This window comes from Amycolatopsis sp. cmx-4-54 (assembly GCF_046548895.1).
In the GTDB taxonomy this organism is placed as follows: Bacteria; Actinomycetota; Actinomycetes; order Mycobacteriales; family Pseudonocardiaceae; genus Amycolatopsis.
This window is the reverse complement of the sequence record NZ_JAEBEJ010000008.1, coordinates 315,971-336,003: the sequence shown is the minus strand read 5'-3', so window position 1 is coordinate 336,003 and position 20,033 is coordinate 315,971. Positions and strand designations below refer to the sequence as shown.

Annotated in this window: 16 protein-coding genes; 7 read left to right on the top strand and 9 right to left on the bottom strand. The window is 69.1% G+C overall.

The genetic code is table 11. The annotated features are described in order from the left end of the window. Positions 1-6: 6 nt before the first annotated feature. Positions 7-828 carry a PaaX family transcriptional regulator C-terminal domain-containing protein gene (locus ACLJQ7_RS26815; RefSeq protein ID WP_410650924.1) on the bottom strand — a complete coding sequence of 274 codons (822 nt, stop codon included), beginning with the start codon at positions 826-828 and terminating at the stop codon, positions 7-9. Between the two features lie 48 nt (positions 829-876). On the opposite strand from ACLJQ7_RS26815, the gene ACLJQ7_RS26810 reads away from it, so the two are divergent. Genes ACLJQ7_RS26810 through ACLJQ7_RS26795 form a run of 4 tightly spaced genes read left to right on the top strand, consistent with a single transcriptional unit; the run spans position 877 to position 4,614 of the window. Then, entirely contained in the window at positions 877-1,602 is a 726-nt protein-coding gene (locus ACLJQ7_RS26810; RefSeq protein ID WP_410650923.1) for a creatininase family protein, read from the top strand. Next, positions 1,599-3,101 carry a benzoate-CoA ligase family protein gene (locus tag ACLJQ7_RS26805; protein WP_410650922.1) on the top strand — a complete coding sequence of 501 codons (1,503 nt, stop codon included), beginning with the start codon at positions 1,599-1,601 and terminating at the stop codon, positions 3,099-3,101. The genes ACLJQ7_RS26810 and ACLJQ7_RS26805 overlap by 4 nt, the downstream gene beginning before the upstream one ends. Beyond that, positions 3,098-3,790: an SDR family NAD(P)-dependent oxidoreductase gene (locus ACLJQ7_RS26800; RefSeq protein ID WP_410650921.1), complete on the top strand. Its 693-nt coding sequence runs from the start codon at positions 3,098-3,100 to the stop codon at positions 3,788-3,790. Before ACLJQ7_RS26805 ends, ACLJQ7_RS26800 begins: the two co-directional genes overlap by 4 nt. Beyond that, positions 3,787-4,614, top strand: a complete 828-nt coding sequence (locus ACLJQ7_RS26795) for an enoyl-CoA hydratase family protein (protein WP_410650920.1) — start codon at positions 3,787-3,789, stop codon at positions 4,612-4,614. Before ACLJQ7_RS26800 ends, ACLJQ7_RS26795 begins: the two co-directional genes overlap by 4 nt. A gap of 213 nt (positions 4,615-4,827) precedes the next feature. Here the strand turns inward: ACLJQ7_RS26795 and ACLJQ7_RS26790 are convergent, their stop codons facing one another. Continuing rightward, positions 4,828-5,799: a helix-turn-helix transcriptional regulator gene (locus ACLJQ7_RS26790; RefSeq protein WP_410650919.1), complete on the bottom strand. Its 972-nt coding sequence runs from the start codon at positions 5,797-5,799 to the stop codon at positions 4,828-4,830. Positions 5,800-5,861: 62 nt separating this feature from the next. Between ACLJQ7_RS26790 and ACLJQ7_RS26785 the strand changes: the two genes are divergently transcribed. Beyond that, positions 5,862-6,332, top strand: coding sequence for a VOC family protein (locus tag ACLJQ7_RS26785; protein ID WP_410650918.1), 471 nt, complete (start codon positions 5,862-5,864; stop codon positions 6,330-6,332). On the opposite strand, the gene ACLJQ7_RS26780 is transcribed toward ACLJQ7_RS26785, so the two are convergent. The 5 genes from ACLJQ7_RS26780 to ACLJQ7_RS26760 all read right to left on the bottom strand — a co-directional run bounded on the left by ACLJQ7_RS26780 (position 6,324) and on the right by ACLJQ7_RS26760 (position 11,073). Next, positions 6,324-7,241 (bottom strand): SMP-30/gluconolactonase/LRE family protein, encoded by a 918-nt coding sequence (locus ACLJQ7_RS26780; protein WP_410650917.1) that lies wholly within the window; start codon positions 7,239-7,241, stop codon positions 6,324-6,326. The genes ACLJQ7_RS26785 and ACLJQ7_RS26780 overlap by 9 nt on opposite strands. Before the next feature lie 10 nt (positions 7,242-7,251). After that, the gene (locus ACLJQ7_RS26775; RefSeq protein ID WP_410650916.1) at positions 7,252-7,908 is read right to left on the bottom strand and encodes a histidine phosphatase family protein; all 657 of its coding nucleotides are present in this window, start codon (positions 7,906-7,908) and stop codon (positions 7,252-7,254) included. Further along, positions 7,909-8,973 (bottom strand): phosphotransferase family protein, encoded by a 1,065-nt coding sequence (locus ACLJQ7_RS26770; RefSeq protein WP_410650915.1) that lies wholly within the window; start codon positions 8,971-8,973, stop codon positions 7,909-7,911. It lies immediately after the preceding gene. Next, on the bottom strand, positions 8,970-9,722 hold the full coding sequence (locus ACLJQ7_RS26765) for an SDR family oxidoreductase (RefSeq protein WP_410650914.1): 753 nt from the start codon (positions 9,720-9,722) through the stop codon (positions 8,970-8,972). The genes ACLJQ7_RS26770 and ACLJQ7_RS26765 overlap by 4 nt, the downstream gene beginning before the upstream one ends. A gap of 100 nt (positions 9,723-9,822) precedes the next feature. Further along, the gene (locus ACLJQ7_RS26760) at positions 9,823-11,073 is read right to left on the bottom strand and encodes a S8 family peptidase (RefSeq protein WP_410650913.1); all 1,251 of its coding nucleotides are present in this window, start codon (positions 11,071-11,073) and stop codon (positions 9,823-9,825) included. Positions 11,074-11,333: 260 nt separating this feature from the next. Between ACLJQ7_RS26760 and ACLJQ7_RS26755 the strand changes: the two genes are divergently transcribed. Continuing rightward, the gene (locus ACLJQ7_RS26755; protein ID WP_410650912.1) at positions 11,334-12,290 is read left to right on the top strand and encodes a hypothetical protein; all 957 of its coding nucleotides are present in this window, start codon (positions 11,334-11,336) and stop codon (positions 12,288-12,290) included. A gap of 28 nt (positions 12,291-12,318) precedes the next feature. Here the strand turns inward: ACLJQ7_RS26755 and ACLJQ7_RS26750 are convergent, their stop codons facing one another. Further along, a complete protein-coding gene (locus ACLJQ7_RS26750; RefSeq protein WP_410650911.1) occupies positions 12,319-13,953 on the bottom strand; it encodes an acyl-CoA synthetase in 1,635 nt (544 codons plus the stop codon). A gap of 149 nt (positions 13,954-14,102) precedes the next feature. Between ACLJQ7_RS26750 and ACLJQ7_RS26745 the strand changes: the two genes are divergently transcribed. Continuing rightward, positions 14,103-15,809 (top strand): bifunctional 3'-5' exonuclease/DNA polymerase, encoded by a 1,707-nt coding sequence (locus tag ACLJQ7_RS26745; RefSeq protein WP_410650910.1) that lies wholly within the window; start codon positions 14,103-14,105, stop codon positions 15,807-15,809. Between the two features lie 241 nt (positions 15,810-16,050). Here the strand turns inward: ACLJQ7_RS26745 and hrpA are convergent, their stop codons facing one another. After that, complete coding sequence (gene hrpA / locus ACLJQ7_RS26740; RefSeq protein ID WP_410650990.1) at positions 16,051-19,881, bottom strand: ATP-dependent RNA helicase HrpA; 3,831 nt, start codon at positions 19,879-19,881, stop codon at positions 16,051-16,053. Between the last annotated feature and the right edge of the window lie 152 nt (positions 19,882-20,033).

The window sequence follows — 20,033 nt, the reverse complement described above, 5'->3', positions numbered from 1 at the left end:
CACCGTTCATTTTTCTGTCACCTCGTCGAAATGACGTTGCGCCGCCGGGGCGAGCGCGTGATAGAGATCGTGGAACACCTCGACCGCGGCCGCCCGGCTCGACGGAGCGGGTACCAGCCCGACCGGGAGCTCCGGATCGAGCGACGGGAAGGCGCGGAACGTATGCGTCAGCCAGGTTCGGACCCGGAACGCCTCGGCGTCAGGCAGGTCGCCTGAACATCCGCCGAAATCCCGGACGAACGCGTCGTACCGCGCGGCGAGGCCGTCGAGATTCCACGCCCTCGCGGCGAAGCGCCGGACGTCGAGCGCGGGCGACGGTTTCCCGAGCATCAGCCCGGCGTGTTCGGAGACGTCCAGCTCCTCCAGCAGGGCGAGCACCTCGGCCTCACGGTCGTGCGGGGCGATCCAGGTGCCGTCCTGGACCGGCCCGAAACCGAGGAAACGCAGGCGCCGCACCAGCCGCTCCCTGGCCTGGCGGCGGCTCTCCGGGATGCTCTGCCACAGCACGGTCCACTCCCCGACCTCGCGTTCGCGCCTGCCGAGCGAGAAGATCCGGCGGTCGCCGTCCTCCAGCAGCGCGATCGTGCGGCGGGTCAGCGAGTAGTGGACGAGCCTGCCCGCCTTGTGTCTCGCGAGCAGGTCTCGGCGGGCGAGCCTGGCCAGCGCGATCCGCGCGGCGCCGTCGGAGAAGCCGAGCCCGGCGAGCACGCCGACCAGGCCACCGGACCAGACGCGACGGCTCTCGCGCGGCGACACGTAGGTGCCGAGCAGCGTCATCACCAGTTCCTGGGGACCTGGGTCGCCGTGGGGCGCGGCCGATTCGGGCATACGAGCAACTCTATACACCTCAGGCCGCTGCGGTGTAGCTTGAATCGGGTGACGTACTTCGCGGAGTTGAGCTCACCTCAGGTCGCCGCGCTCGCGTCCGACGAGCGCGTTCCCGTGCTGCTGTTGCCGGTGGGCGCCGTCGAGCCGCACGGACCGCACGCGCCGCTGGGCACCGATCCCCTGATCTCACGCGGGATGTGCGAGCGCGCCGCCGCGCGGCTGGCGGGTGATCCCGGTGTCCGGGTGCTGATCCTGCCCGAGGTGCCGTACGGGGTGACGCGGCTCGCCGCCGGGTTCGCGGGTGGCATCTCCATCGGCGAGGAGACCCTGTACGCGCTGCTGACCGAGATCTGTGGCGCGCTCACCGCGCAGAAACTCACCCGGATCCTGCTGGTCAACAACCATTTCGAACCGGCGCATCTGGCGGTGCTGCGGCGCGTGGCCGAGACGGCGGGCGTCGGCTTCGTCGACCTGGTCCGCCGCCGGTACGCCGAACGGCTCACCGCCGAGTTCCGTTCCGGCGAATGTCATGCCGGGCAGTACGAGACGTCACTGGTGCTCGCCGACCGGCCGGACCTCGTCGACGCCGCCGTTCAGCGCGACCTTCCGCCGGTCCACGTCGACCTGGCGCGCACCACCATCACGGACTTCGGCTCGGCCGGGATGACCGAGGCCTATTGCGGAACTCCCGCCGAGGCGAGCGCCGAGGAAGGCGAGAAGACGTTCTCGGTGCTCACCGACATCCTGGTCGAAGCGATCCGAGAACTGGTATGACCTTCAACCTGGCGACCCATTTCGTCGACCGCCTCCCCGGCGAACGGACGGCGTTGCTGTGCGGCGACGAGGAAGTCACCTACGCGGAGCTGGCGGCTCGGGTGAACCGTGCCGGCAACGTGCTGCGGGAGCTGGGTGTCCGAAGTGGACACCGGGTCCTGCTGGCGCTGAACGACGGCGTGGAGTTCGTGGCCGTCTGGTACGCGGCGCAGAAGATCGGCGCGGTCACCGCCGAGGTGTACTCCTTCCTGCAGCCCAAGGATTACGCGTACTACCTGGACTACACCGAGGCCGTCGTCGTCATCGCGGACGGCTCGACGTTGCCCGCGCTGCGGGCAGCCGGGGCGCGGAACCTGCTGGTCGTCGGCGATGTCGCGCTGGAGCCCGGCGAGCACTCGTTCGACACGCTGGCCGCATCGGCGCCTGCCGAACTGGAGGCCGCTCCGACCACGTCGGACGACGTCGCGATCTGGAAGTTCACCACCGGGAGCACCGGTTCCCCCAAGGCGTGCGTGCACCCGGCGCGCAGCGCGCTGGAAAGCTTCGACCGGTACGCGCTCGGTGTCCTCGGCCTCCGCGAGGACGACCGCGTGCTGGCCGTGCCGAAACTGTTCTTCGGCTACGCGCGCGATCTGACCGCGTTGTTCCCGTTCGGCGTCGGCGCGTCCGGAATCGTGTTCCCGCAGCGCAGCACCGCCGACCTGCTGTTCTCCCTGATCGAACGCTACCGGCCGACGATCCTGGTCAACGTGCCGACCATGATGAGCGCGATGATCGCCCACCCCGCGGCGGCAGGCGTGGACATGAGTTCGCTGCGGCTCGCGACGTCGGCGGGCGAGGCGCTGCCGTCGGAGCTGCATCGCAAGTGGGACAGCCTGTTCGGTGTCCCGGTGATCGACGGGATCGGTTCCTCGGAGGCGTACCACATCTATCTGTCCAACGTGCCCGGCGCGCAGCGAGTAGGCAGCCTCGGCCGCGAGGTACCCGGCTACACCGCTCGCGTCCTGGACGAACGCGGCGATCCGTTGCCGGATGGGGAGATCGGCACCTTGGCGGTGACCGGCCCGACCATCGCGCGCGAGTACTACGGCGACGCGGAGAAGACCGCGCGGACGTTCCATGGCGACACCCTGCGCACGGGCGACCTGTTCAGCCGCGACACCGACGGGTACTTCCACCACCACGGCCGCGCCGACGATCTGCTGAAGGTGTCGGGTGTGTTCGTCGCGCCGAGCGAGATCGAAGACTGTCTCATCGGGCATCCCGCGGTCGTCGACTGCGCGGTGCTGGGTGTGACGGTCGACGGCCTGGTCGTCCCGCGAGCGTGCGTCGTGCTGGCGGAGGGCGCTTCCGCCACACCCGAAGAGCTGAAAGACCACGCGCGCGCCCACCTGGCGAAGCACAAATACCCGCGCGAGGTGGTGTTCGTGACCGAACTCCCCCGCACCGCCAACGGAAAACTCGATCGGCGCGCGTTGCGCCGGGTGGAGGCAGAGTGAGCAGGATCGTCGTCGTCACCGGCGGGACCCGCGGGATCGGCGCGGCCATCGCCGCCCGGTTCCGGGCCGCCGGTGACAAGGTGCACGCGCCCGGCCGGGCCGACTGCGACGTCACCGACGAAGACGCCGTCGCGCGGTACTTCGACGGTCTCGGGCCGGTGGACGTGCTGGTGAACAACGCCGGGATCTCGGCGAGCGCGCCGCTGGCGAAGACGTCGCTGGAGCAGTGGCGCACGCAGATCGAGGTCAACGCGACCGGTGCTTTCCTGTGCACACGGGCGGTTCTGCCCGGTATGCGGTCGCGCGACACCGGCCGGATCGTCACCGTCGCCTCGACGGCGTCGCATGTCGGCTACCGCTACACGGCCGGGTACACCGCGTCGAAGCACGCCGCCGTCGGCCTGATGCGGGCCACCGCCGCCGAACTGGCGGGCACCGGCGTCACCGCGAACGCCGTCTGCCCGGCCTTCGTGCGCACGGACATGACGGCCGCCTCGGTCGCCCGGATCCAGGAACGGACCGGCCGCGACGAGGCCGACGCGGAAGCAGCGCTCGCCGCCGCGTCGCCGCTCGGCCGCCTGCTCGAACCCGACGAGGTCGCCCACGCGGTGACCTTCTTCGCGGCGCCCGAAGCGGCCGCGATCAACGGACAGACACTCGTCCTCGATGGAGGTGGGATCCAGTCATGAGCCCGTTCCGCGCCACGCCGCCGATCACGACGGACTGGGAGCACTTCGAGTTCACCGTGGACGACGGCGTCGCCACGGTCACCTTGAACCGCCCCGGCAAACTGAACGCGCTCACTTTCGACAGCTACGCCGACCTGCGCGATCTGCTGGCCGAGTTGCCGCACCGCGGCGACGTCCGGGTGCTGGTCATCACCGGCCAGGGACGTGGTTTCTGCTCCGGCGGCGACGTCGAAGAGATCATCGGCGAGTTGCAGAAAATGGAGTCCGCGGAACTGCTGGAGTTCACGCGTATGACCGGCGCGGTGGTGAAGGCGCTGCGGGAGTGCCCCATCCCGGTGATCGCCGCGGTGAACGGCATCGCGGCGGGCGCGGGTTCGGTGATCGCACTGGCGAGCGACTTCCGGCTGCTGGCGTCCTCGGCGAAGTTCGCCTTCCTGTTCACGAAGGTCGGCCTCGCCGGCGCGGACATGGGCTCGGCGTACCTGCTGCCGCGGCTCGTGGGCCTTGGCCGGGCGACCGAGTTGCTGATGTTGGGCGACAAGATCGACGCCACCCGTGCGGAAGCGATCGGCCTGGCTTCACAGGTCGTTCCCGACGCTGAGCTTGCTTCCGAGGCTTCCGCTCTGGCGCGGCGTTTGGCCGATGGGCCGGCGTTGGCGTACAGCACGACGAAGGTCCTGCTGACGCGCGAACTCGACATGGACCTGGGGAGTTCGATCGAGCTGGAGGCGATCACGCAGGCCTTGCTGATGACGGCGAAGGACCATGGGGAGTTCTATGCGGCCTGGACGGCTGGGCGTTCGCCCCAGTGGACCGGTCGGTGAACTCTTTCCCCCTCCGCAATTAGTCGGCTGATTGCGGACTTCCCCGGTCTTGATCGGACCGGTGATACGCGACCGTGTGGATTTTGGGACGTCAGATGACCCGAAATCCACACGGTCGTGCGTGAACGGACCGGTCATGCAAGTACATGAAGGACCCCTTCCTTGCGCCTAGGTACAGGAAGGGGTCCTTCAGGTACCTAGAGAACCCCGCAATTAGTCGGCTAAATGCGTGGACGAAGCACCAGCAGCGCCCAGTAAGCGTTCGGCCAGCACCCGGCACCGCTCCCCCAGCTCCGCCGGATCGATCACCTCGAACGCGTGCCCCAGCAGCACCACGTGCATCAGCAGGAAGTCGAGATCCCCGGCCCCGCTCAAGACCTCGCACCGCGAACGGCCCCGTTCCCGCACCACCGCCGCCGCAGCCGGGATTTGCGCCCGCACAACGGAAGCGGGCGCGTGGACCAGGAATCGCGCCTGGTGCCGATAGACCCGGCTGGCGATGTTCTCCTGCACGTAGGCCGCCGCGTCGGGTGCCGGGCGCGGGCGAAAACGCCATGATCGCGCGGAAACCTCGGTCATCCGGTCGACACGGAAGGTGCGCCAGTCGTCGCGGTCGAGGTCGTAGGCGAGCAGATACCAGCGCCGCCCGGAAGCCACCAGCCGATACGGCTCGACCCGCCGCACCGTGGAGCCCGAGGAGGACGGGTACGCGAAGCCCGCCTCGACCTCGTCGCGGCAAGCGCGGGCCAGGGTCATGAGTACCTCTGGGTCGATCGGCGCACGGCTTCCGTCGAAGGCGACGACCGAGCCGGACAGCGCGCTCACCTCGTGGCGCAACCTGGTCGGCAGCACCCGGTCGAGTTTCGTCAGCGCCCGCAGCGTGGCCTCACCGCTGCCCGCGCCGGCGAGCAGCGAGACCGCGGTGGCGATCGCCTCCTCGTCGTCCAGCAGCAGCGGCGGCATGTCGTGGCCGGGTCCGAGCTGGTAACCACCGCCGACGCCGTTGCTCGCCTGCACCGGATATCCGAGCGCGCGCAGGCGTTCGACGTCGCGCCGGATCGTGCGCGGCGTGACGCCGAGGCGTTCCCCGAGTTCCGGGCCGGTCCACAGCGCGCGCTGCTGCAGCAGGCCGAGCAGGGTCAGCACCCGCTCAGTCGTCCCGCGCTCGTCCTCCACGTCACCCATGTCGGACACTGTGCCAGACATAGCGGACCGATCCTGTCCGCTAGGCGTGTCAGAGTGGTCCCATGAACCGCAAGAGCCGCGAATTCCAGGTCAGCTTCGACGCCCTCGACCCGAAAGCCCTCTCGATCTTCTGGCGTGACGCCCTGGGCTACGTCCACCCCGGCCCGCCTGGCGTGGAGGTGCCCGAAGGCACCGACCCGCTGGACGCGTGGGCCGAGTTCCTCGAACGGGTCGGCGTTCCCGAGGATCAGCGCAACACCAGGTCGGCCCTCGAAGATCCGGACGGCGAAGGGCCGCGGATCTTCTTCCAGCAGGTCCCGGAGGACAAGACCGCGAAGAACCGCGTCCACCTCGACCTCCGCGCCGCGCCCGGGCTCGTGGGCGACGAGCGCATGGCGGCGCTCGAAGCCGAGTGCGACAGGCTCGTCGCGTTGGGGGCGAAGCGGATTCAGCGCTTCGAGCCCGAGGAGCCGCTGAGCCTCGGCTTCATCGTGATGAACGACCCGGAGGGCAACGAATTCTGCCTAGACTGAGGTGACGGCGATCGCGTTGTCCTCCAGCGAGCCGAAGTAGAGGGTCCCGGCCCGCTCGCGGACGCCGACGAGCACATGGAACCCGTCGATCTCCCCGCGCAGTTCGTGGACCTGCTTCCCGTCCGGGGTCACGCCGCGCACCCCGCATTCCCTCGCGGGTGCGGGCTGCAAGGCTGTCGGCAGCGCCCGGACTCCGGCCCGCAGCGGCGCGGGGAGCTTCTGCACCAAGGAAAGCGCGGGCACCTTCGGACTCGCCACGGTGATCCAGATCAGCCCGTCGCTGCCGGTCGAGATGTTGTCCGGATATCCCCACAGGTCGTCGACGAGGTGGTCCCGCGTGCCCGCCTTGTCGCCGGTGAGCCACACGCGCGCGACCCGGCAGGCGCCGGTCTCGGCGACGGCCACATAGGACTCGTCGGGCGGCAGCGCGACCCCGTTGGCGAACTGGAAACCGTCGGCGAGCTGCTCGATCTTCCCGTCCGGCGTGCGCCGCAGGAGCCGTCCGCCGCCGGTCTGCTCGATCAGGTCGTCTCGCCATTTCTCGATGCCGAAGCGGCGCGACGAGTCGGTCAAGTAGACCGTGCCGTCGGAGGCGACGGCGGCGTTGTTGCAGAACACGAAGTCGAGCCCCACCGCCGACGTCGCCAAGGTGGTGACGGGGCCGCCCGCGAGCGGCATGGTGAGCAGACCGGCCTTGGCGTCGCAGATCAGGAGGTCTTCGCCGTAGAACTCCAGCCCCAGCGGACGGCCGCCGGTGTCGCCGAGGACGTCGATCCGCTTCCCGTCCGGCGTGACGCGCAGGATCCGCCCGTCGTCGACGCCGGTGTAGATCCGCCCCTGGTCGTCGACCACGACGTCCTCGGGACCGTGCCCGTTGACCGGGATGACCGTGACCTCGCCGAACGTCATCGGGTTTCTCCTAGCGATAAGTGAGCAGGTCCGCGGCTTCCGCCTCGAAATGCGGATGTTCGTTGAACGACAACAAGGTCACCCCGCCGCGGCCGGACACCAGTTTGGTGATGCCCGCGTTCACGGTGACCCGGTTCAGCTTCAGCAGCCCCGCTTCCGGTGTGCCCATGAGCGCGCCGCAGACCGTCGCGATCACGCCGCCGGAGCTGAAGACCACGGCGTGCTCACCCTTGCCCAGCGACGCCACGACGTCGGCCAGCGCGCCCTTGACCCGCTCCAGGAACCGAGGCCAGGTTTCGGCGCACGGACTGGAATCCCCCGCCGAGACCCAGGCGTTCAGCGCACCGTCCAAAGCGGCCTGATACGCCCGTGAATCGGTCTGCTGGACCCCGGCGGCGTGGTACTTCGCGATGTCGACGTGGTCGTACTCGTTCCAGCGCTCGTCCTCGACGACGGCGATCCCGGAGCCGAGCGCCTTCAACGCCGTCGCGGCCGTATCCCGTTGGCGGGCAAGGGAACCCGCTCGCGCCTGGGTGAATTCGACACCTCGGCGCACCAGCTCCTCACCGACCACGGTGGACTGTTCGAAGCCACGTGGCGAGAGCTGGTCGTAGTTCTCCGCGCCGAACGACGCCTGCCCGTGCCGGACCAGGTAGATCGCGCCCATCTACGCCTGCCCTCCTCGGATGATCCGGCGGCAGCGCCCGTCGAGATAGCCGACGAACTGCCAAAGGTCCTTCAGCGCCGGGTTGGTCGTCTGTCCTTCGTGGAACCGGTAGTAGATCTGCTGGATCACCACCGCGAGCCGGAAGAGGCCGTACACCTCGTAAAACGTCCAGTCACCGATCCCGAGGCCGGACCGCTCCGCGTACCGTCGCACGAACTCCTCGCGCGTGTACATCCCGGGCACGTGCGTCGGCTGACGGCGGCTGAGCTTCATGACGTCGTCATCGTCGTCCTGCACCCAGTACGCCAGCGTGCTGCCCAGTTCCATCAGCGGATCGCCGAGGGTGGCCATCTCCCAGTCGAGCACTCCGACGATGTCCAGATCGTCGTCGAGCACCAGGTTGTCGAGCCGGTAGTCGTTGTGGATCAGGCAGATCTTGACCTCGGACGGCTGATTCTCCTTCAGCCACGCCATCACCTCGGCGCAATCCGGGACGTTCTCCGTGCGCGCCTTGAGGAACCGCTCGGACCAGCCGCGCACCTGGCGCTCGACGTAACCGGCGCCCTTGCCGAGATCGGCCAGCCCGGCGGCCTCGACGTCGACGGCGTGCAACTCGACCAGCCGGTCGACGACCTTGCCGCACAGCTCGCGCGCGCCCTCCGGCGGCAGTTCGAGACCGGCGGGCAGATCTCCGCGCAGGATCAGGCCTTCGAGCCGTTCCATCACGTAGAAGTCGCCGCCGAGCACGGTTTCGTCGTCGCAGAAGGCGAGCATCTCGGGCACGTACGGGAAAACGGGCCGCAAGCCCTGCTGGACCCGGAACTCGCGGCGCATGTCGTGCGCGGAGGCGGCCTTGTGCCCGAGCGGCGGTCGCCGCAGGATCAGCTCGCGATCCGGATAGGTCAGCAGGTACGTGAGATTCGAGGCGCCGCCGGGGAACTGGCGGACCTCGGGCGGCGAGTCACCCAGTCCGGGCACCCGTCCGGACAGCCAGGCGTGCACCGCGGCCGGGTCGAACGAGTCCTCTCCGCGTACCTCGACGGTCTTGTCCGCGGCCAGGGTCATGCGAACTTCTTCAGCACCGACGCCGGGACGAACGGGAACACCTTGGCGAGCACAGCCCACGGCCACGAGGGCACGTACGCCTTCGCGGCTTCGGACTCGATCGCCTTGACCAGTGCCTGCGCGCCCGCCTCGGCCCTCGTGCCGAGCGGGACCTTCGTGATGTCCTCGTTCATCTCCGATTCGATGAACCCGGGGAGCAGCGTCGTGACCTTGATCGGCGTCTTCATCAGCTCGATCCGCGTGCCCTCGGCCAGCGCCGAGACGCCCGCCTTCGAAGCGGCGTACGCGGTGAGATTGCCGGGGAAGGCGCGAAGCGCGGAGAACGAGGAGACGACCACGAGGTGGCCTTCCTTCTGTTTCCGGAAAATGCCCACGGCGGCTTCGATCTGGGCGGCCGCGGCGAGGAAGTTGGTCTGGAGGGTCTGACGGTTGGCGTCGAACCGGCCGGAGCCGATGGGCTGCCCCTTGCCGAGCCCCGCGTTCACGATCACGCGGTCGAGTGAGCCGAGTTCCTCGCGGAACTCCTCGAAGACGGCGAAGACCTGATCGTGGTCGTTGACGTCCAGCTTCCGGGTGACCACGGTGATGCCTGGGTAAGCCGTCTTGAGTTCCGCCGCAAGCGCTTCCAGCCGGTCGACACGGCGGGCGGCCAGCGCCAGGTTGCGGCCTCTGGCGGCGTACTGCCTGGCCATTCCCTCGCCGAGTCCGGAGCTCGCCCCGGTGATCAGGATGTTCTTCCGCAGGACCATGGAGTGGAGCTTACCCGTTGGTAACAAGTCTGGGAGCCCCTCGGACACGGGCTGCCCCCGGCGCCTGGAGTTCGCCGGGGGCAGCCTGTCCACAAGGGTCTTACTTGACCTGGAGCAGCTTGTTCGCCGTTCCGCCGGTCGGGTTGCTGATCTTGCCGTCCGCGGCGGCGCCGACCAGGCCTTCGGCGACCTGGGCCGGGGTGGCGTCAGGGTTCGCCGAGAGGTACAGCGCGGCGGCACCGGCGACGTGCGGCGCGGCCATCGAGGTACCGCTGATGGTGTTGGTGGCGTCGTCACCGGTCGCCCATGACGAGGTGATGTCGACGCCCGGCGCGTACAGGTCCACGACCGAGCCGTAGTTGGAGAAGCTGGCCTGCTTGTCGGTCTTGTCGCTGGCGGCCACCGTGATGGCCTCCTTCACCCGGGCGGGCGAAGTGGTGCCGGCGTCGGAGGACTCGTTGCCCGCCGCGAGCGCGAAGGTCACGCCCTTGTCGATGGCGCCCTTGACCGCCGCGTCCAGGGCGTCGTCCGCGCCGCCGCCGAGACTCATGTTGGCGACCGACGGGCCCTTGGCGTTCGCCGCGACCCAGTCGACACCGGCGACGACACCCTCGGTGGTGCCGCTGCCGTTGGCGTCCAGCACGCGGACGCCGACGATCTTGACGCCCTTGGCCAGGCCGTGGTCCGTGCCGCCGATGGTGCCGGCGACGTGGGTGCCGTGGCCGTGCTCGTCGTTGGGGGTGTCGTCGTTGTCGACGAAGTCCTTGCCGCCGGCGGCGCGGTCACCGAAGTCCTTGTGCGAGCCACGGACACCGGTGTCGATGACGTAGGCGGTGACGTTGTCGGCCTTCGTCGGGTACGTGTACTTGGTGTCGAGCGGCAGGTCGGCCTGGTCGACGCGGTCCAGACCCCACGAGGGCGGGTTGTCCTGGGTCTCGCTGATCTTGAACGTCTTGTTCTGGACGACGTACGCGACCTGCGGATCGGCGGCGAGCCGCTTCGCGGCGGCCTCGTCGGCCTTGATCGAGAAGCCGTTCAGCGCCGAGCCGAACGTGCGGGACAGCGTGGTGCCGTACTGGCCAGTGAGGCCCTGCGCCTTCGAGGCGACGTTCGCGGTGATTTCGCTCGACGCGGCCACGCCCTGGCCGACCGCGGTGGGCTTGAGCACGACGATGTAGCTGCCGCCGACCGCGTTGGCCGCACCCGCGCCGCGGATCTCACCCTGCTGCTCGGCGTTGGCCGCACCCGCGCCGAACGTGGCGACCGCCGCGGTCACACCGGCGAGGGCGACTCCCGCCACGAGGCCGCTACGGGTCTTTCGGGACTTCAGGTTCTTCCGGGACTTGCTCACTGGTTCCCTTCCTGCCGCGCCGTGCGGATCACCCGGGAGGATGATCGTTGTTGAGAGCCATGCAAGCCGGTGCCCTGGTGGCGGGCAATGATTCACAGTTACCAGTACTAGGCCATCCGGCGTAACGACGCTCGTCCGTAAAGTCGTTTTCGCCTGGCGGAAGGCGCCTCTGAAGCGTTACCTCAGACTGTTAAAGTTATTCGTGTTGTTATCAGCCGGGCGGTGTCAGGGAACGGCAGACGGGGGCGGTCGGGCAGCATATGGTGGCGGGGAGCGCGGCGGACCGAGTGAGCACGGACGATGAAGAACAGCCGCGTACCGCGTTCGCCACCGCGTTGAGATCGGCCATCGCCACCAGCGGCCTGAGTCTCGACCGTATCCAAGCGCGGCTGCTCGCGCGCGGCGCGTCGGTGAGCGTGACCGCGCTGAGTTACTGGCAATCGGGCAAACGTCAGCCGGAACGGCAGAGTTCGCTGTCCGCGGTCCGGGTCCTCGAGGAGGTACTGGCGATTCCCGCCGGTTCGCTGCTCAGCCTGCTGCCGCCACCACGGCCGCGCGGGGCGTCGTCACGCCGCAGCCGCGCGACCACCGAGCAGCCGCTGACCTTCCCGCTCGAAGCGCTCCAGGCGTTGCTGGAGAAGGTCGGCGCGCCCAACGCGCTCGAACAACACCATCAGCTGAAACTCGTCGGCCTGCACGACCTGTGCGAGATCGCCGAGGACGGCGGGCAACGCGCGGTGACCGCGCGGGCGGTGTTCCAGGCGGGCGCGGACGGACAGGACCGCTGGCTGCTGGTCTACGCCCAGGGCGATCCGGAGGCCGGGCCGCCGGTGTTGAACACGCTGCGCAACTGTCACGTCGGCCGCGCCGAGGTCGACGACGAGCACGGGCTCACGGTGGCCGAACTGCTCTTCGACCGGCCCATCGACCGCGGCGAGACGCACCTGATCGAGTACTCGCTGTCCAATCCCGGGCCGCCGTACCCGGAATGCCGGAACACGCATTACCGCGAGTTCCGGCGCCCCGTACGCGAGTACCTGCTGGAGGTCCGGTTCGACCCCGGCACCGTGCCACAGAAGTGCTGGCAGTACAGCGCCCATGGTGCCTCGGCTGGGCCCAGGGACCGGAAGGAACTGAAACCGGACCAGAACAACGGCGTCCACGCCGTCGCGCTCGACTTCGGGCCCGGCGTGTTCGGCATCGACTGGGAGTACTGATGCGGTGAGAGGGCGAGGGTCACCGGTCTCAGTGCAGCTTGTTGCGCAGCACCTTCCCGGTCGCGTTGCGCGGTAGCTCGTCGAGGAATTCCACCTCGCGCGGCACCTTGTACCGGGCGAGGTTGGCCTTGACGTACTCGCGCACGCCGTCGACGTCCAGCTCCGACTTCTCGGCCCGCACCACGAAAGCCTTCAGCCGCTGCCCGAACTCGGGATCGTCGACGCCGACGACCGCCGCTTCGATCACGTCCTCGCGTTCGACCAAGAGGTTCTCGACCTCGATCGGGAAGACGTTCTCACCGCCGGAGACGATCATCTCGTCGTCGCGGCCGTCGATGAACAGCAGACCGTCCTCGTCGAAATGGCCGACGTCGCCGCTGGAGAGCAGCCCGTCGATGATCTCCTTGTTACGTCCGTCGGTGTAGCCCTGGAAGCTCAGCCCGCTGCCGACGAACACCCGGCCGGTGACATGCGGCTCGGTGATCCTGCCGCCCTTTTCGTCGTACAGCGCGACCTTGCAGCCCACCGGCGCTCGGCCGACCGTGCCCGGCGCCTTGCGCCAGTCCTCGGGGGTCGCGACGGTGGCGACCGCGACCTCGGTGGAGCCGTAGAGGTTGTGCACGACGTCGCCGAACGCGGCGGTCGCACGGTTCCCCAGATCCGGTGACAGCGCGGAGCCCGCGACGAAGATGATCCGCAGCGACGAGGTGTCGTACTTGGCGCGGACCTCCTCGGGCAGGTCGACGATCCGCTGCAGCATCGTCGGCACGAGGACCAGCGTGGTGCAGCGGTTCTCCGCGACGCCGCGCAACGTCTCCTCCGGCACGAACTTGCGCCGCATGACGACCTTCGAACCGAGCGCGAAGGACAGGATGAACTGCGACAACCCGGTGCCGTGGAACAGCGGCGCGCCCATGTAGGTCGCCTCGCCGGTCCGCAGCGGGATACGGTCGAGGAACTGCGCGGAGGCCAGCGCGGAGGTGTGCGGCCGCGGCGCGCCCTTCGGCGTCCCGGTGGTGCCGCTGGTCAGCAGGATGAATCCGCCCGGTTTGGCGGGCGCGGGCCAGGGGCGGTCGTCGGTGCTGGCGACCAGTTCGGTGACGACGGGGACGTCGGCCGGGCGGGCGGTGTCCGCATCGACCCACGCGAGGTAGTGCTCGACGTCGCCCTCGACCGCGTCCAGCAGATCGGTGAACTCCTGGTCGTACACGAGCGCGGTGACACCTTCGCGCTTCGCGACGTCCGCGAGCTGTGGTTTGGCGAACCCGGTGTTCATCAGCAGCAGCTTGGCGCCGAGCTTGCCCGAGGCGAGCATCGTCAGTACGAGACCGCGGTGGTCGCGGCACAGCGCGGCGATCACCGAACCCGGGCCGAGGCCGCGTTCCGACCACGACCTGGCCAGCGCGTTCGACTGGGTATCGAGCTGTTTGAAGGTCAGCGGGCCGAGCTCGTCGATGATGCCGGTCGCGGTCGGGTCCCGGCGGGCGGCGATCATGTTCGCGCCGGCGAACGGACCCCATTTGCGCACCATGACCAGCGAACGCAGGCCCTCGTCGACCCGCGGGATGGGGAGCAGGCCCGCTTGGCGCATCACGTCGATGCTGCGCACGGTCTCGGTCACCTTGCCCGCCACCAGGGTGGCGAGGCCGGTGGGGTTTCTCATCCGGGCACCTCCGTTGCTGCTGCGGCGAGACACCATGCCCCGGCGGTTCGCGTACCGGCGGTATGGGGTTGCTACTCGACAGTAGCCGACCGATAGCGCAGGCGCACTAGCCGTCTGGTGACAGAAATGTCGGAGGGAACCACCACAATGTGAGTGTGCAGGCGATCGCAGGTCAAGAGGAGGATGGCGACTTCGCGATCGCTTTTTCCGGGCAGCCGCCACGGCAGGGGATGAAGCTCCCGGAGTTCGTCGGCGAAGTACGGCGAGCGGAGGCCGAGCACTCACCCCGATGGGTGTTCCCGTCGGTCGAAGGGACGTATCCGGCGCTGATCAAGGCGGGCGTCCGGGTACGGCGCTGTCATGACCTGGCGCTGACCGAGGGACTGCTCCTGGCCCACGAAGGCCGTCCGCAGGAGTCGCGGAGCCTGCGTGCCGCGCTGGCCAGGGCGAACGGCCAGGAGGCGCCCGCCGACGAGCCGCCGCTCTGGGCCGAGGACGACCAGCCGACGCTGTTCGAGACGCGAGGGCCGCGGCTGCCCGCCGGTGTCACGGTGATCGACGCGGCGCGCCGGGTGCTGGCCGAGCAGGAGAAGCGGGTCGCCGTCACCGATCACCCGGAGCGGTTACGGCTGCTCTTCGCGGCGGAGTCGGCGAGCGCGCTGGCGGCCGCCGAGATGTCGGCCGACGGGCTGCCGTGGCGGGCGGATCTGCATTCGGCGTTGCTCGCCGACCAGCTCGGGCCCCGTGTCCCCGCCGGGCACCGGCCGAAGCGGCTGGTCGAGCTGGCGGCGAAGATCAGCGACGCGTTCGGCGGGCGCCCGGTCAATCCGGATGCCCCGGCCAGCGTCGTCCGGGCGCTCGGCCGGGAGGGCATCGAGGTCTCGTCGGCCAGGAAGTACCTGCTGCGTGACATCGACCACCCCGCCGTCCCGCCGCTGCTGGAGTACAAGGAGCTCGCGCGGCTGCATTCGGCCAACGGCTGGACGTGGCTCGACGAGTGGGTGCACGACGGCCGGTTCCGCCCGCACTACGTCGTCGGCGGGGTCGTTTCCGGCCGCTGGGCGAGCCGGGGCGGCGGCGCGCTGCAGATCCCGAAGATCCTGCGGACCTGCGTCCGGGCCGATCCGGGCTGGAAGCTGGTGGTCGCCGACGCCGCCCAGCTCGAACCGCGGGTGCTGACGGCGTTGTCCGGAGACCGGAAACTCGCCGAGGTCGCCGCGGCCACGGATCTGTACGCGAGCCTCGCGGAGGCGATGTTCTCCGGACTACGTCGCGTGCCGGTGCCGGCCTGGGACGACCGGAACGACCGGGACCGCGCGAAGATCGCGATGCTGTCGGCGATGTACGGGGGCACGTCCGGCGAGGCGGGGCCGCTGCTGGCGTTGCTGCGTACCAGGTTCCCCGACGCGGTGTCCTATGTGGAGCGTGCCGCGCAGGCCGGGGAACGCGGTGAGCGCGTCCGCTCGCGGCTCGGCCGGACGTCGCCGGCGCCGTCGGAAGCCTGGCGCGCGCTGACCGGCGGCGTCGCGGAAGACGAGGCCGGCGAGCTGAAGGCGCGCCAGGCGTCCCGCAACTGGGGGCGCTTCACCCGGAACTTCGTCGTGCAGGCGAGCGCGGCGGACATGACCGCGGTCCTGCTGGCGACCCTGCGGAGCAGGCTCCCCGCCCCCGCGCACCTGGTGTTCTTCCAGCACGATGAGGTCCTGGTGCACACCCCGGCCGAGTTCGCCGACGAGGTCTCGCAGTCCATTGTGGACAGTATGACCGAGGCGGCGCGGATGCTCTTCGGTCCCGCCTGCCCGGTCCGGTTCCCGCTGCACATCGCCGCCGTGGACACCTACGCCGACGCGAAGTGAGTTCCGCCCCCAATCACGCGAGTTCGCCGTTCAATCACGCGTGTCGTCCATCGGATCACGCGTGTCGTCCATCGGATCACGCGAGCTCCGCCCCCAATCACGCAAGTCCCGTTTCCAAGCCACGGATCACCTGTGACCAGATGGCGAGCTCGCGTGATCAGAGGGACGACACGCGTGATTGAACGGACGACACGCGTGATCAGGCGGCGAACTCGCGTGATTGGGGGCGTGACTCGCGGGATCAGGAGGAGGCGGCGTCGTCCAGGGCCTTGATGACGCGCTTCAGCGAGACGGGGTGGGCGGTACCGAGCGTCTGGGCGAAGAAGCTCACCCGAAGTTCCTCGATCATCCACCGGATCTCCCGCAGCGCGGGCGAGGACGTGCCGGGCGGCAGGGCGTCCAGCGCCGCCTGGTACTCGTTGCGGAGCCACGCGATGTCGCCGGTGCGCTGGATGTCGCGCGTCGGCTCGGTCGGGAGTTTCTCCAGCCGCCGTTCGATCCCCCGCAGGTACCGGACGACGTGCTTCAACCTGTCCTGCCCGGTTTCGGTGACGAAACCCTTGTGCACCAAGCCGTCCAGCTGCGCGCGGATATCCGCGAGCGAATCCTTCGGGCCACGCGTGTCGGCGAGCCGGGTTTCGACGTCGTTGGCCGCGCGCAGGATCTTCTCGACGTTGGCCAGCACGTCGAGCACTCCGGCGTTCAGCCCGGCCCACACCTTTTCCAGCAGGACGACGAATCCGGCCTCGTCCCACCGCGGGCCGCCGTTGTCGGCCACGAGTTTGTCGACCGCGCAATCCACGCAGTCCTCGAGCAACGCCGCCACGGAGCCGTGCGGATTCCGGTTCAGCACGAGTTTCGACGAGTTGCCGAGGTTGCGGCTGATGAACTTCATCGGCGACGGCAGATTCAGCCGCAGCATCCGCCGCGTACCCGCCCACATCGACTGTTCCTGCTGGCCAGGCGTGTCCAGCAGCCGCACCGCCACTGAACCGCCTTCGTCGACCAGCGCCGGATACGCCTTGACGTCGTGCCCGCGTTGCTTGCTCGCGAACACCTTGGGCAGCTCGCCGAACGCGGGCGTCGTCAGGCCCTCACGTTCGATGCTGTCGGCGGCCTTGGAGATCGTCGCGCGCACCTGGCCGCTCAGATCCCGTTTGAGCCCTTCGATGTCCTTGCCCTCGGACACCTTCTTGCCGCGGACGTCGACCACGCGAAAGGTCATCTTCAGATGTTCGGGGACCGCCGACAGTTGCCAGGCGTCGTCGGGGATCACCACGCCGCGCAGCGCTTCCAGCTCGTCGGCGACGGCGTGCAGCAGCGGCCCGTCGGCCGGGCCGACCCGCGAGAGCACCAGCTTCGCGTGGTCGGGTGCCGGCACGAAGTTGCGCCGGATCGCCTTGGGCAGCGACTTGATCAGCTGCGTCACCAGCTCTTCGCGCAGGCCGGGGACCTGCCAGTCGAAGCCGTCCGGGGTGACCTGGTTCAGCACCGGCAGCGGGATGTGCACGGTGACACCGTCGGCGTCCGCGCCCGGCTCGAATTGGTACGTGAGCTTGAAGGTCTGGCTGCCCTGGGTCCAGAAGTCGGGGTAGTCGGCCTCGCGCACGCCGCCCGCGGTCTCGTTGATGAGCATCGTCTTCTCGAAGCTCAGCAGATCGGGCTCGGTGTGCCGCGCCTTCTTCCACCAGCTGTCGAAATGCCGCGCGGAGACGACGTCGGGCGGGACACGCTGGTCGTAGAACTCGAACAGCGTCTCGTCGTCGACCAGGATGTCGCGGCGGCGGGCCCGGTTCTCCAGGTCCTCGACCTCGTCGAGCAGCGCGCGGTTCTCGCGGAAGAAGTGGTGCCTGGTCTCCCAGTCGCCCTCGACCAGCGCGTGCCGGATGAACAGCTCGCGGCTCGTCTCCGGGTCGATCCGGCCGTAGTTGACGCGGCGGTCGGCGACGAGCGGGACGCCGTACAGGGTCACCTTTTCCAGGGCCATCACCGCGCCCTGCTTGCGCTCCCAGTGCGGCTCGGAGTAGTTCCGCTTGACCACGTGCCCGGCGAGCGGTTCGACCCATTCCGGCTCGATCCGCGCGTTGACCCGGCCCCACAGGCGTGAGGTCTCGACGAGTTCGGCCGACATGACGAACCGCGGCTGCTTCTTGAACAGCGCCGAACCCGGGAACACCGAGAACCGTGCGCCGCGCGCGCCGAGATAATCGCCCTTGGCCGGATCCTTGAGGCCCACGTGCGACAACAGCCCGGCGATCAGCGACGTGTGCACACGTTGCGGATCGACCGGGCCGGAGGTGTCGAGGGTGATGCCGAGCGGTTTGGCCAGCTGACGCAGCTGACTGAAGATGTCCTGCCATTCGCGGATGCGCAGGTAGTTCAGGTACTCGTTGCGGCACATCCGGCGGAACTGGTTGGTGGACAACGCTTTCTGCTGCTCGGTGACGTACTCCCACAGGTTCAGGTACGCCAGGAAATCGGAGGTCTTGTCCGCGAACCGAGCGTGCTGCTCGTCCGCCGCCTGCTGCTTCTCCGCCGGCCGCTCGCGCGGGTCCTGAATGGACAGTGCGGCGGCGATGATCATCACCTCGCGGACGCAGCCGTTGCGGGAGGCCTCCAGCACCATCCGCGCCATCCGCGGATCGACCGGGAGCTGCGCGAGCTTGCGGCCGGTCTCGGTGAGCTTCTTGCCGTCGGACATCTCGAACGCGCCGAGTTCCTGCAGCAGCTGGACACCGTCGGTCACCTGACGGCGGTCCGGCGGCTCCACGAACGGGAACGCCGCGATGTCGCCGAGGCCGAGCGAGGTCATCTGCAGGATGACCGACGCGAGGTTGGTCCGCAGGATCTCCGGATCGGTGAACTCGGGCCGCGCGTCGAAGTCGTCCTCGGAGTACAGCCGGACGCAGATACCGTCGGAGGTCCGGCCGCAACGGCCCTTGCGCTGGTTCGCCGACGCCTGCGACACCGGCTCGATCGGCAGCCGCTGCACCTTGGTGCGGTGGCTGTAGCGCGAGATCCGCGCGGTACCGGGGTCGACGACGTACTTGATGCCGGGCACGGTCAGCGAGGTCTCGGCGACGTTCGTCGCGAGCACGACGCGGCGTCCGGTGTGGCGCTGGAACACCCGATGCTGGTCCGACGACGAAAGCCGGGCGTACAGCGGGAGGATCTCGGTGTTCCTCAGGTCCTGTTTGGACAGCGCGTCCGCCGCGTCGCGGATCTCCCGCTCGCCGGAGAGGAACACCAGGATGTCGCCCGGTCCCTCGTGCTGGAGTTCGTCGACGGCGTCGCAGATGGCCTGCGTCTGGTCGCGGTCCTGATCGGCGTCCGGGTCGTCGGGGTCGATGATCGGCCGGTAGCGGACCTCCACCGGATACGTCCGGCCGGAGACCTCCACGATCGGCGCGTCGTCGAAATGCTTGGAGAACCGCTCCGGGTCGATCGTCGCCGAGGTGATGATCACCTTGAGATCGGGGCGGCGCGGCAGGAGCTGTTTGACGTAGCCGAGGATGAAGTCGATGTTGAGGCTGCGCTCGTGCGCCTCGTCGATGATCAGCGTGTCGTACTGGCGCAGCATCCGGTCGGTCTGGATCTCGGCGAGCAGGATGCCGTCGGTCATCAGCTTGACCAGCGTGTCCTGGCCGGAGTGGTCGGTGAACCGGACCTTGTAGCCGACGGCCTCGCCGAGTTCGGTGTTCAGCTCGGAGGCGATACGGTCGGCGACCGTGCGGGCGGCCAGCCGCCTCGGCTGCGTGTGCCCGATCTGGCCCCGGATGCCGCGGCCGAGTTCGAGACAGATCTTCGGCAGCTGGGTCGTCTTCCCGGACCCGGTCTCGCCCGCGACGATCACCACCTGGTGGTCTCGGATGGCCGCGGCGATCTCGTCCTTCCGCTGGCTGACGGGCAGCTCTTCGGGGAACGAGATCTTCGGGACGGCGTCGCGCCTGCGGGTGACCCGCCGTTCGGCGGCCTCGATGTCGGCCTCGAGCTGGGCGGCGACCGACTCGGCGTTCCGCGCTTTCCGGGCACCGTCGAGCCGGCGCCGGAGGCGGTGCTCGTCGCGCGACATCAGTTCGGGCAAGCGAGCGCGCAGGGCGCCGAGCGGGGAAGGTTGAGAAGCCATGACCGGCACCAGGATAGCCATGCGTGACGATCCGGGCCTCCGAATATCCCCCACGTCACCACCACCCCACGCGTTTCGTCCTCTGGATGCGGTAGTTC

Coding starts and splice junctions, on each gene's coding strand:
- ACLJQ7_RS26780 (WP_410650917.1), bottom strand. CDS start 7,241: ATGACGTTCGGCGAGGTCACGGTCATCCCGGTCAACGGGCACGGTCCC.
- ACLJQ7_RS26775 (WP_410650916.1), bottom strand. CDS start 7,908: ATGGGCGCGATCTACCTGGTCCGGCACGGGCAGGCGTCGTTCGGCGCG.
- ACLJQ7_RS26790 (WP_410650919.1), bottom strand. CDS start 5,799: ATGGGTGACGTGGAGGACGAGCGCGGGACGACTGAGCGGGTGCTGACC.
- ACLJQ7_RS26795 (WP_410650920.1), top strand. CDS start 3,787: ATGAGCCCGTTCCGCGCCACGCCGCCGATCACGACGGACTGGGAGCAC.
- ACLJQ7_RS26815 (WP_410650924.1), bottom strand. CDS start 828: ATGCCCGAATCGGCCGCGCCCCACGGCGACCCAGGTCCCCAGGAACTG.
- ACLJQ7_RS26765 (WP_410650914.1), bottom strand. CDS start 9,722: ATGGTCCTGCGGAAGAACATCCTGATCACCGGGGCGAGCTCCGGACTC.
- ACLJQ7_RS26770 (WP_410650915.1), bottom strand. CDS start 8,973: ATGACCCTGGCCGCGGACAAGACCGTCGAGGTACGCGGAGAGGACTCG.
- ACLJQ7_RS26805 (WP_410650922.1), top strand. CDS start 1,599: ATGACCTTCAACCTGGCGACCCATTTCGTCGACCGCCTCCCCGGCGAA.
- hrpA (WP_410650990.1), bottom strand. CDS start 19,881: ATGTCGCGCGACGAGCACCGCCTCCGGCGCCGGCTCGACGGTGCCCGG.
- ACLJQ7_RS26750 (WP_410650911.1), bottom strand. CDS start 13,953: ATGAGAAACCCCACCGGCCTCGCCACCCTGGTGGCGGGCAAGGTGACC.
- ACLJQ7_RS26785 (WP_410650918.1), top strand. CDS start 5,862: ATGAACCGCAAGAGCCGCGAATTCCAGGTCAGCTTCGACGCCCTCGAC.
- ACLJQ7_RS26755 (WP_410650912.1), top strand. CDS start 11,334: ATGGTGGCGGGGAGCGCGGCGGACCGAGTGAGCACGGACGATGAAGAA.